At 72.6% G+C, this 10,781-nt stretch carries 9 protein-coding genes; 5 read left to right on the forward strand and 4 right to left on the reverse strand.

What is annotated here, in order from left to right:
• Positions 1-136: 136 nt before the first annotated feature.
• Positions 137-1,729, reverse strand: a complete 1,593-nt coding sequence (locus tag MXD60_RS27600) for an MFS transporter (RefSeq protein WP_248822620.1) — start codon at positions 1,727-1,729, stop codon at positions 137-139.
• A 291-nt stretch (positions 1,730-2,020) separates the two neighbouring features.
• Here MXD60_RS27600 and MXD60_RS27605 point away from each other — a divergent pair, with 291 nt between their 5' ends.
• Entirely contained in the window at positions 2,021-2,659 is a 639-nt protein-coding gene (locus tag MXD60_RS27605) for a TetR/AcrR family transcriptional regulator (RefSeq protein WP_248822621.1), read from the forward strand.
• A 104-nt stretch (positions 2,660-2,763) separates the two neighbouring features.
• Here MXD60_RS27605 and hslR read toward each other — a convergent pair whose 3' ends face one another.
• On the reverse strand, positions 2,764-3,153 hold the full coding sequence (gene hslR / locus MXD60_RS27610) for an Hsp15 family ribosome-associated heat shock protein (RefSeq protein ID WP_248822622.1): 390 nt from the start codon (positions 3,151-3,153) through the stop codon (positions 2,764-2,766).
• A 195-nt stretch (positions 3,154-3,348) separates the two neighbouring features.
• Entirely contained in the window at positions 3,349-4,008 is a 660-nt protein-coding gene (locus MXD60_RS27615) for a YdcF family protein (RefSeq protein WP_248822623.1), read from the reverse strand.
• 107 nt (positions 4,009-4,115) lie between these two features.
• Between MXD60_RS27615 and MXD60_RS27620 the strand changes: the two genes are divergently transcribed.
• The 3 genes from MXD60_RS27620 to MXD60_RS27630 are packed head-to-tail and all read left to right on the forward strand — an operon-like array spanning position 4,116 to position 5,731.
• Positions 4,116-4,337, forward strand: coding sequence for a hypothetical protein (locus MXD60_RS27620; protein ID WP_248822624.1), 222 nt, complete (start codon positions 4,116-4,118; stop codon positions 4,335-4,337).
• A gap of 22 nt (positions 4,338-4,359) precedes the next feature.
• The gene (locus tag MXD60_RS27625; protein ID WP_248822625.1) at positions 4,360-5,124 is read left to right on the forward strand and encodes an SDR family NAD(P)-dependent oxidoreductase; all 765 of its coding nucleotides are present in this window, start codon (positions 4,360-4,362) and stop codon (positions 5,122-5,124) included.
• A gap of 58 nt (positions 5,125-5,182) precedes the next feature.
• Entirely contained in the window at positions 5,183-5,731 is a 549-nt protein-coding gene (locus tag MXD60_RS27630; RefSeq protein WP_248822626.1) for a DUF1003 domain-containing protein, read from the forward strand.
• 242 nt (positions 5,732-5,973) lie between these two features.
• Here MXD60_RS27630 and MXD60_RS27635 read toward each other — a convergent pair whose 3' ends face one another.
• Positions 5,974-7,617, reverse strand: coding sequence for a DUF2142 domain-containing protein (locus MXD60_RS27635; protein ID WP_248822627.1), 1,644 nt, complete (start codon positions 7,615-7,617; stop codon positions 5,974-5,976).
• 442 nt (positions 7,618-8,059) lie between these two features.
• Here MXD60_RS27635 and MXD60_RS27640 point away from each other — a divergent pair, with 442 nt between their 5' ends.
• The gene (locus tag MXD60_RS27640) at positions 8,060-10,702 is read left to right on the forward strand and encodes a SulP family inorganic anion transporter (protein WP_248822628.1); all 2,643 of its coding nucleotides are present in this window, start codon (positions 8,060-8,062) and stop codon (positions 10,700-10,702) included.
• The last annotated feature ends 79 nt before the right edge of the window (positions 10,703-10,781 follow it).

The raw sequence follows: 10,781 nt of genomic DNA on the forward strand, positions 1-10,781 counted from the left end.
GCGGCACGATCGCCACCTCGGTGAACGATGGCGGGTCGCAGTTTGCCGTGTACCGCATCGCCTCCTGACCTCCCCCCCCCCCCCCCCCGGGGGGGCCCCCCCCCCCCCCCCCCGGCCCGGTCGTCCCGACGGCGTGTCAGGGGCGGCCGCCGGTGGTCGACTGGGCCGCGCCAGCTGGCGCCGGCGTCGCCCTGTCGTCCCGGTCGGCTGCCGCCGGGGCGTGTCCCTGGGCGATGAAGTCCTTGCGGCGGATGAGGGCCAGGGCGCAGATCGCGCCGACGAACGCGATGACGGCGGTAACCACGAGCAGGTCGTTGATGGTGCTGGCGAAGCCGGTGTGGATCGCCTGCGCCAGCGCGCCGCGGGCCTGCGGGGGAGTCGAGGCGAACAGCTGGTCGGCGTCGCCGCCGCGCAGCGCGTCGGCCACCTGGGCGCCCTGGCCGCGCAGCGCCGGGACGCCCGTCAGCGCCCCGTTGATGCCGCTCTCCAGTCGGGAGGCGAAGATCGAGCCGAGGGCGGCGATGCTCACCGCCATGCCGATCTGGCGGAACGTCGTGTTCGCGCCCGACGCCATCCCCGAGCGCGCCGGCGGCACCACGCCGACCGCGGTCGACGCCAGCGGCGGGTTCACCATCCCGCTGCCGACGCCGGCGACGATGAAGCCGGGGATGAGGTGCGTCCACGACGTGCCCGCGTCCAGGCCGGTCATCAGCAGCAGGCCGCCGCCGACGAGCAGCAGGCCGGGGCCGATGAGCCAGCGGGCCGGCACGACGCTGGACAGTCGGCCGGAGGCGGCGGCGGCGACGAAGCTCGCCGCGCTGAGGATCAGCAGCCGCACGCCGGCGCCCAGCGCCGAGTAGCCGAGGTCGTTCTGCAGGTACAGGACGAGGTAGACGAACATCGCGAACAGCGAGCCGTTCATCGTGATCGCCGCGACGGACCCGCCGAGGAACGTCGGCGTGCGCAGCAGGGACAGGTCGAACATCGGGTGCGTGACCCGGCTCTCCACCACGACGAACGCGGCGAGCAGGGCCAGGCCGACGGCGAGGCAGACCAGCACGGCCGGGTCGGTCCAGGACGTCTCGCCGGCGCGGATCAGGCCGTAGACGATGCCGACCAGGCTGCCGGTGAGCACCCCGAAGCCGGCCCAGTCCGGCCGGTGGGCGACCGGCGGGCGGGACTCCTCGACCTTCCACAGGGTCACCGCGATGGCAGCGACGCCGATCGGCACGTTGACCAGGAAGATCCCCCGCCAGCTGATGCCACTGGTGATCACGCCGCCGAGGATGGGGCCGAGGGAGGTGGCGATGCCGGTGACGGCGCCCCAGACGCCGAACGCGATGCCCCGGTCGCGGCCGCGGAAGCTGTGCGCGAGCAGGGCCAGCGCCGTCGCGAAGAGGATCGCTCCGCCGATTCCCTGCACCCCGCGGGAGACGATCAGCATGAGGGCGGACTGCGACAGCCCGCACAGCAGCGAGCCGATGGTGAAGACCGCGAAGCCGACGGTGAACAGCAGGCGGCGGCCGTACAGGTCGGCGAGCGACCCGGCGGTCAGCAGCAGCGAGGCCAGGGTCAGCGCATAGGCGTCGATGACCCACTGGGTCTCGGCGAAACTTCCGTGCAGGCCGCTCTGGATCTCCGGTAGCGCAACGATCACGATCGTCACGTCGAGCAACAACATGAACGTGGCGCCGCAGACGACCAGCAGCGTCCACCACTTCCGCTCCATGGCTCTCCCTGGCTTTCCTGACGGTCTGCCCGGCTGCGGCGGGCCGTCGAGGTGAAGAAGTCGGTCGGTGAGGGTCTGTGGTTTCCGTATGCCCGCGGGACGGTGATGTGGTCGATGGCCGTCGGCTCGGCGTGGAGCTGTGCGGCTTGGGCGATCGTCCGGGCGGGGGCGAGCACGATCAGGGTAGAGGAGGGAGTGACCGCTGGTCAATGGAGTGACTGACCGTCAGTCGGGTGGATTGACCGATGGTCGGTCACGATAGGATGAGGAGTCCCGGCGGAGGTGGTGTGGGTGTCGAGGTATCGGTCGGCCGACGAGCGGCGGGCCCAGCTCATGACCGCGGGTGCGGAGCTGTTCACGAACAAGGGCTTCGCCGCGACCACCCTCGACGACATCACCCGCCTGGCGGGCGTCTCGAAGGGGCTTTTCTACCAGTACTTCCCCTCCAAGGAGGGGCTGGTCTTCGCGTTGCAGGAGAAGTTCGCGGCGCAGTTCGCCACCGACCTCACCGCCGCGGCCGCGGCCTGCGCGGACTGGCCGGGCAAGCTCGACGCGGTGGTGCTCACGTGCTTTCGGCGTTTCACCGGGGACCGGGGGCTGCCGGGCGTGCTCTTCGGACATGTCTCCGGCGACGCCGCGGATTCCCGCGATCCGCTGGCGCCCGGGCATCGGGCGGCCCACCGGCAGCTGGTCGACGCCATCGCCGCCGTGCTGGGCGCGGGCGTCGCCGCGGGCGCCTACCAGGTGGACGACGTGGAGGCGACGGCGCTGCTGTTCTTCACCACCGTGCATGCCTTCGCGCCGGTCCTGCGGCCCGACATCGACATGGCAGACGATCGGCTGCTGCGGGCCACCCAGCAGCTCGTGCGCGGCGCCGTCGGCCTGACCACCCTGGCCTCCACGCCGGGTCCCATCTCCACCACTCACTGACCCGCATGGCCCACTGACCCGGCACCGCCTTCGCCGGGCGGCGACGGCATCGTGAGGGCGCCGATGATCAGGCGCCGGCGGGGGTTTCGGTGTCCGCCAGCAGGTCAGGGTGGTCCCGGGCGCCCTGGGTCGCGCAGGCGGTCCAGGACACGGCGGTCGCGCTTGGTGGGCCGGCCGGCGCCCCGGTCGCGGATCGCGACCAGCGGCGCGGGCTGATGCTCGACCGGCGGGCTGTGATCCACATAGCACTCGGCGGCGGCAGGTGCCCCGACCCGGTTGCGCAGAACCCGAGTGACGATGACGATCCGTTCCCGGCCGGCCAGCCGGAGTCGGACCTCGTCGCCCGGCCGGACCAGGTGCGCCGGCTTGACCCGGTCGCCGTTGAGACGCACGTGTCCGGCCCGGCATGCGTCGTTGGCCTGCGAGCGCGTCTTCACCAGCCGCACGGACCAGATCCACGTGTCGACCCGGGCGGAAGCCTCCGGTGCAACCATGGCGCGACTCTACGGACGGATCCGCGCGCCGTGATGCCGGTGCCGGTGCCGGTGCCAGTGGTGGTGGATGCCGCCTGGACCGTGTCGTCGACGCCGAGGTTGACCGCCCCGACCGTTCCGGTCAGTGGACTGACCAGGGTGGCCTGGCTGCGCTCACCGTTGGCCTGGGTCAGCGCGGCCTGGGCCGCGTCCACATCAGCGCGCAGCTTTCGCGAGGTGGACACGAAGCCGTCGCATCGGCGGCCGGGTGACCTCGTAAACCGCGGTCGCCAGCTTGAGCTGCCAGTGTTCGCCGAACCGGTAGTCCTCGGCCGCGACCAGTCGACCGGCCAGGTCGGGTCGCTGGCGGCGCAGGTTGCGCCGTCCCCGGCTGGCGTGCAGGGGATCGGACGCGACCGCGATCGTTTCCGCCGACTCGAGATACGGCAGCGAGAAGGCGATGTTCTCCCAGGTGGTGCTGGCCGCGGTCTCCACGGTGATCCGTTCGGCGGGCATACCGAGGCTGTCGCGGGCGTACCCGGCCATCGCCTCGGCCTCGGTGACCGCTCCCGGCGGGCCGCCCCCGCTGAAGATCAGCCGGCTGTCGGGGCCGGGCGCGAGCGAACGCACCCCGATCTCGGTCCGCCATCGTTGCAGCGGACGCAGCTCGCCCGCGTGCGTCGACGGAAAACCGAGGACCAGCACGGCCTGCGCGCCGCGCCGGTCGCCGGCCGCCGGCCCGAGCAGCCGGCGGGAGGCCCGCCAGTGCAGGCCCTCGGCCAGCAGGACCGGGGCGGCGCCGGCCGCGGCCAACGCCATGGCCGCGCGCGCCACGTGCCGCCAGGACCGCAGGCGGGTGGCGCGGGGCGCGGTCATGTAGTCATCCAACACCGCACCCGCCCGATTTGGTCGGTTATGGGGCATGTGAGGTTGACGTCCCTGCCGCGCCGCACCGAACGGTCGCCATGCGCCGAGCAGTAAGTATGCCGTTCGGCTCGGCCCACGACCGCGTCGACACCCTGGTCCGCGTCATCGACGACCTGTACGACCGGCTGGGCGATCCCGCCGCGCAGCCACGGCTGCTCCAGGACCGGGTACCCCTGATGATCGGCGGCAACGGCGACCGGATGCTCACCCCCACGCCGGCCCGGCGGATGAAACCGCGGGCGCCAGAGGTTCTAGCGTCAGCACGGACATGTGGGTGACGCTGGGTGAGAGGGACGCGAGATGGCGGAGACGCTGACCGGAACGGTGGCGTTGGTGACCGGCGCGAGCAGCGGTATCGGGGAGGCGACCGGCCTGGAGCTGGCCCGCCAGGGCGCGGCGGTCGCCCTGGTCGCCCGCCGGGGGGACCGGCTCGCGGACCTGGCAGCCAAGATCGAGGCCGAGGGCGGCCGGGCGCTCGCCGTCACCGCCGACATCAGCGACCAGCGGCAGGCGATCGACGCCGTCGAGCGCACCGTCGCCGAGCTGGGCCGCCTCGACACCGTCGTGAACAACGCCGGAGTCATGCTGCTCGGCCCGATCCTCGACGCCCCCACCGAGGAGTGGGACCGCATGATCTCCATCAACCTGCAGGGGCTGCTCTACGTCTCGCACGCCGCCCTGCCGCATCTGGTCACCGCGGCCGAATCCGGCCCGCGCCAGGTGGCGGACCTCGTCAACATCAGCTCCGTCGCGGGCAGGCGCGCGAACACGGGCAGCGGCGTCTACAACCTCACCAAGTTCGGGGTGGGCGCGTTCACCGAGTCCCTGCGCCAGGAGGTCACCGAACGACACGTGCGAGTCAGCGTCGTCGAGCCCGGAGCGGTCACGACGGAACTCACCGACCATCTGCGTCCGGAGATCCGCGCCTTCGCGCAGCAGACCCTGGGCCAGGTGGAGAACCTCATCGCCGAGGACATCGCCGACGGCATCGCCTACATCGTGACCCGTCCACGCCGCGTGGCCGTCAACGAGCTGCTGATCCGCCCCACCGAACAGACCCGCTGACCCTGCGCCCGGCGGACCGCTGGATGTCGCCGCGCGGGCGGACATCACCATGGATGCCATGACCTCCTCCGCCGGCACGAACGACCACCACCCGTCGCCGGGCGCGGCCGGGCGGCCCAAACCCCGGGTGCGGATCCGCAGCGAGCGGGATGTGCTGACGCGGACGCGGTCGCGCCAGGACCGTGCCGCGGACGCGATCACCTCGTTCGCGGGGTCGCTGCGGTTCGTCTACCTGCACGCCGTCTGGTTCGCCGGCTGGATCCTGGTCAACGAGGGCGCGCTCGGCCACGCGGCGGTGTTCGACGCCTACCCGTTCGGCCTGCTCACGATGATCGTCAGCCTGGAGGCCATCTTCCTGTCCACGTTCGTGATGGTCAGCCAGAACCGCGACACCGCCCGCCAGAACGTGCGCGCCGAACTCGACTTCGAGACGAACATCCGCTCGGAGGTCTGGTCGGCGCACATCGGCCGGGCCCTCGGTCTCGACCCCGAGGAGATCGAACGCCAGGTCACCCACGCCGTTGCCCACGTCCGGGCGGAGATCGCCTCCGGCCGCGCCGCCGCGAGCCAGGCCGCCCAGCCCAAGCCACCCGAACCCCGCCACTGAAACGAGCTGGCCGCGGTCCTCTCCGGGCCGCGCGGTCACCGATCGTAACGGTCGGCGTGTCCTGTTTCGTCCGATGTTCGCGTGACCGAGGGATCATCGTGGTTCCTCTGTACGGTCTGCCGGACGTTTTGTCCGGACAGAGCGACCAGGCGACCCGTGGAAATGATCGTCTAGGTCGGCGCCGACCACGCACGGTCATCCTGATGCCCTGCGGCGGTCCGTGTGCCTGTACGCGTTCGTCGTCAGCGCACCGGGCGGCGTCGGGGCGGTCCTGGCGCTGGTAGGTGTACGAGTGCGGTACGGCCGGCGGTGAGGGCGCCGATGATGGCGCAGGCGACCAGGCAGGTGGTGCCGGCGACGGTGAGGGCGAGCCAGGGGAGCCAACCGCCCGGCGGGGCCCACTGCGCGTGGGGGAGGAACCAGACCGGGCCGCCGACGCCGACCGCGAAGCGGCGGGCATCGGCCCACAGGGCGACCAGGTGCGTCGCGGCGACGATCAGCGGCACGGTGATCTGGAGTACGCCGCGGGTCGCCGTCCGCAGGGTCGCGGCCCGGCGGGTCACGATCTCGCCCGCGGCCAGGGGCAGTGCCACGGCGAGTGGCAGCAGATAGCGGCCGTAGACGGGGAACCTGGTCTGGCGCAGAACGAGCACGTCGAGGGCAACGGCCAGCGCGGCGCCGGCGACGAGCACGGCGGCGAGGCCGAGCCGCGCGCGCCATGACGCGACGGCGAACGCCACCAGCACGAGGACGATGACAGCGATCCACCAGAGCCGGTATGCGTAGGTGGGCATCGGGATACTGGCCCAGCCGAACACCCCGACCCACTGGCGCGTCCAGGCGTGGGTGTCCACCGGCAGGCGGCGCAGCCCGGCGACGGCGACCTCCCAGCGGGTGTTCGGATGCGGCTGCACGGCGCGCTCCCAGGCCGCTGTCGCCGCGATCCCCGCCGCGGGCAGCAGTAACCACGCCATCCGCGGCCTGATCCGCCGAGGGCTGCGTCGGCGGAGGCGGTGACGCTCATCCGAGGGCTGGTGCGGGACCCGCTGGGCGAACGCGATGCCCAGCAACGGCGCGAGCACCACCCAGGCCGGCCCGGTGGCCCGGGACAGCGCCAGCAGCGCTGCGATGACCCCGGCCGCCAGCCAGGTCCAGCGGGGCGCCGCCGCCTCCCGGCCCATCCGCAGGGCGACGGTGTAGAGCGCGAGGGCGCCGGCGATCTCGATGCCGTTGGTGCCGAGGACGGAGCCCATGAACAGGACCATCGGTGACACGGCGAGCAGCACCCCGACCTGGCTGATCGGTCCGGCCCGGTCCTCCCATGCTGCGGTGACCGCGACGGCGAGCAGGCCGGCGACGAGCAGAGCGCTCACCGCCCGGCCGGTGTAGAGCGCGGCGAGCGCCGAGTGCGCCCGGGCCATGGCCGTGCCCGGGATGGCATAGACGTACGGCTCGTAGGTGCCGACATAGGTCAGGGCCCGGGTGGCCGGCGGGTGGGAGTGCGGGCGGTGCAGGCAGCGCGCCGAGAGCCAGTTGCGGAACAGGTCGCACGGGAAGCCGGCCGCGCCCGGGTCGAGGCCGGTCGGCAGCTCGAAGACCCGGCTGTTGCGGTTGATCCAGTCGATGCGTTCCGCCGCGCCCGGCTGCGTGCCGAACGCCGGATGCGCCAGGCGGCCCGGGCTGCCCGTCCACTGGCCGGTGCCGGCGCCGACCTCCTTGACGAAGTTCGCCGGCTCGTCCGGGCCGAAACCGGGGGCGTTGCTCCCCACCCAGGCCGACAGCAGGAGGGTGAATCCAGCGACCACCAGGATCCGGACAAGCCGGCTTCCGCAGCTCACCAGCCCGACCCGCCCTCGTTGGCTACCCCGGAATCCCCTGAGGGTCATCCATGCACCCGAAGTCATACCAAGTATCTCTATGTCGGTCGACTGTGGGTGGCAGGCTGGTCCCTCTGGCCGCCCCGACGGGGGATTCGCTCGACCATATCTACGGACTTATGACGGTTTAGACCAGTATTTTGTTATACGGGTTTATGTAACTCATGGCCGCGCACGTGAGCCCGGTCGGCACCTGGGACAACCCCCGGCGGGTGATGTCCAATGGTTACCCCAGAGCGGGTTATCGATCACGGAGAGAAACTCGATGGCGGCCTGAAGCGTTGACCCGGGTACAGCACCCGTTGCTGTCCGCGGCAGGTCGACTGCCTGCGGTGGCGGGTGGGGGATGTCCGAACGATCCCCGGTGGTAGCCGTCGGCGACGCCGCCGCGGTCCGCGCTGTGCCGGGCGCCCGTCCTGGCTGCCCTTCGCCCGATCTTCGAGGAGCACGCATGACCCCATCCCTGTCCCCGCCCACCCCGTCGCGGCACAGCCATTCCCCGCCCGCCGGGCACCTCGCCGGTTCCGGTCGGGCATGGCGGGCCGACCTGCAGGCATCGCTGGTCGTCTTCGTCGTCGCCCTGCCGCTGTCGCTGGGCATCGCGGTCGCCTCGGGCGCGCCGGTCGCCGCGGGACTGCTCGCCGCCGCGGTCGGCGGCATCGTCGCCGGCGCGCTCGGCGGGGCACCGCTGCAGGTCAGCGGGCCCGCCGCCGGACTCACCGTGATCGTCGCAAACCTGATCGACACCTACGGCTGGCGCGTGACCTGCATGATCACCGCTGCGGCGGGGCTGGTGCAGATCCTGTTCGGGCTGTCCCGGATCGCGCGCGCCGCTCTCGCCGTCTCACCCGCCATCGTGCACGGCATGCTCGGCGGTATCGGACTGACCATCGTCCTCGGTCAGATCCACGTCGTCCTCGGCGGCCAGGCTGACAGCCACGCCTGGGACAACATCAAGGAGATTCCCGCCGCGGTCCTCGACCCGCACGGCCCGGCGACCCTGGTCGGGCTGCTGACAATCGCCATCATCCTGGTCTGGCCCAGGCTTCCCGACGCCGTCCCCGCCATGATCCGCCGGATTCCGGCGTATCTCGTCGCGGTCGTCGCGGGCACCGCGTTCGCGGGTGCCATCGGCTTCGACGTGCCCCGGGTCGATCTGCCGGCCTCCCTGTTCGACGCGGTCGAACTGCCCGCGATGCCCGACGGGAACTGGTCCGGCATCGCCCTGGGCATCTTCACCGTCGCGATCGTGGCCAGCGTCGAATCCCTGCTGTCGGCTGTCGCCGTCGACCAGCTCGCCAATGCCCGCGGCTGGCGCGGGCCCCGGGTCGACCTCGACCGGGAGCTGCTCGGCCAGGGTGCGGCGAACGTCCTGTCCGGCCTCGTCGGCGGCCTGCCGGTCACCGGGGTGATCGTGCGCAGCTCGACCAACGTGGTCTCGGGCGGGCGCACCCGCGCCTCGGCGATCCTGCACGGCGTCTGGATTCTGGCCTTCGCGCTGCTGCTCGGGTTCGCCGTCGAGTGGATCCCGCTCGCGGCCCTGGCGGGCCTGCTCGTCGTCGTCGGTATCCGGCTGGTGGACGTCGCCCACCTGCGCCACGTACGCCGTCACGGCGAACTGCCCGTCTACCTCGTGACCATCACCGGGGTCGTCGCCCTCGACCTCCTCAAGGGCGTGGCGCTGGGCCTGCTCACCGCCCTCGCGCTGGTGCTGCGCCGGGTGCTGTGGTCCAGCGTGCGCCTGCGGCGGACCGGCGAGCTGTGGCAGGTCGAGGTGGAGGGGACGCTCAGCTTCCTGTCGCTGCCGCGCCTCGCCCGGGTGCTGCACCGGATTCCGCGGGGCGCGCCGGTGTCCATCGAACTCATCGTCGACTATCTCGATCATGCCGCCTTCGAGCAGCTACGCGGCTGGTGCGCGAACCACGAGGCCTCCGGCGGAACCGTCGACATCGACGAGATCGGCCAGGTCTGGTTCCGCCGCGCCGACCTCGCCGAGCGACGGCGCTCGGTCATCCCGAACCTGCCGCGCTGGTTCGCCCCCTGGTCCCAGTGGCAGGAACACGACGAGGACGGCCAGCCGAGGCAGTCCGCGGCGGCGGATCGCCCCGCCGGAGCCCTCGGGCCCGAGGACGGGACGGACCCACCGGAAACCCTCGGCACCGCGGCCAGGATCGACCATGTCGGCACGATGCTCGTCGGGGTCAACGAGTTCCACCGCCGGGCGGCGCCGCTGCTGCGCGGCACCTTCGACGGGCTCGCCGCCGGCCAGCAACCCGGCGCGCTGTTCCTGACCTGCGCCGACTCGCGGATCGTGCCGAACATCCTCACCAGCTCCGGGCCCGGCGACCTGTTCACCGTCCGCAACGTCGGAAACATCGTCCCGCCGCCGCCCGCGGAACGCGTCGTGACGCCGCCGCCGCCGACCCTCGCCGGGCCCCTCGGCCTCGGCACCGGCATGGCCTCGGGCATGGGCCTGGCCGCCGGGGTCGGCGTGGTGCCCGGCGCCGGGACGGGCCCGATACTCGACCCACTGCCCGGGGACCTCTCGGTCACCGCCGCCGTCGACTACGCCGTCGAGGTGCTGCGGGTACCGGCCATCGTGGTCTGCGGCCACTCCAGCTGCGGCGCCATGAACGCGCTGCTGTCCGGCGCGGCCGACGGATCGCCGGACACGGCTCTCGGTGGCTGGCTGGCACACGCCGCCACCTCACTGACCCGGACCCCACCGCCGGGCACGGAGGAGCTGGTGCCGGTGGAGCGGCTCGGCCGCGCCAACGTCGCCCAGCAGCTCGAGAACCTGCGTGCGCAGCCGGCGGTACGCCGGGCGCTGGACGCCGGCACGCTGCGTCTCGTCGGCATGTACTTCGACATCGCCGACGCGCAGATCTCGATTCTGGACGAGGCGACGGGGCACTTCGTCGACCCGGTGGACGCCCTGTCGAAGACGCCGGTCGCGGCGGGGACGGGTCGGCGTTGGGACACGACCGCCCCGATCCGGATACCGGCCCCCGGCGCCGCCGACGCCGCCGACGGGGCGGCGGCCCAGGTCGCGCCAGCAGGCCGCCGCGCCCGGCGGCACCGGCTGAACCGGTAGACCTGCCGGCGCCCGCAGCTACGTCCCCGGCGCCGACGACGCCGTCGGGGACGTGGGCATCGGCCGGGCGGTGCCGGCC

The organism is Frankia sp. AgB32, from assembly GCF_023243045.1.
Taxonomy (GTDB): Bacteria; Actinomycetota; Actinomycetes; order Frankiales; family Frankiaceae; genus Frankia.

What these genes read in the sequence shown, in the direction of transcription:
- MXD60_RS27600 (WP_248822620.1), bottom strand. Translation starts at nt 1,729, where the DNA reads ATGGAGCGGAAGTGGTGGACGCTGCTGGTCGTCTGCGGCGCCACGTTC.
- hslR (WP_248822622.1), bottom strand. Translation starts at nt 3,153, where the DNA reads ATGGTTGCACCGGAGGCTTCCGCCCGGGTCGACACGTGGATCTGGTCC.
- MXD60_RS27615 (WP_248822623.1), bottom strand. Translation starts at nt 4,008, where the DNA reads ATGACCGCGCCCCGCGCCACCCGCCTGCGGTCCTGGCGGCACGTGGCG.
- MXD60_RS27620 (WP_248822624.1), top strand. Translation starts at nt 4,116, where the DNA reads ATGCCGTTCGGCTCGGCCCACGACCGCGTCGACACCCTGGTCCGCGTC.
- MXD60_RS27625 (WP_248822625.1), top strand. Translation starts at nt 4,360, where the DNA reads ATGGCGGAGACGCTGACCGGAACGGTGGCGTTGGTGACCGGCGCGAGC.
- MXD60_RS27630 (WP_248822626.1), top strand. Translation starts at nt 5,183, where the DNA reads ATGACCTCCTCCGCCGGCACGAACGACCACCACCCGTCGCCGGGCGCG.
- MXD60_RS27635 (WP_248822627.1), bottom strand. Translation starts at nt 7,617, where the DNA reads ATGACCCTCAGGGGATTCCGGGGTAGCCAACGAGGGCGGGTCGGGCTG.
- MXD60_RS27640 (WP_248822628.1), top strand. Translation starts at nt 8,060, where the DNA reads ATGACCCCATCCCTGTCCCCGCCCACCCCGTCGCGGCACAGCCATTCC.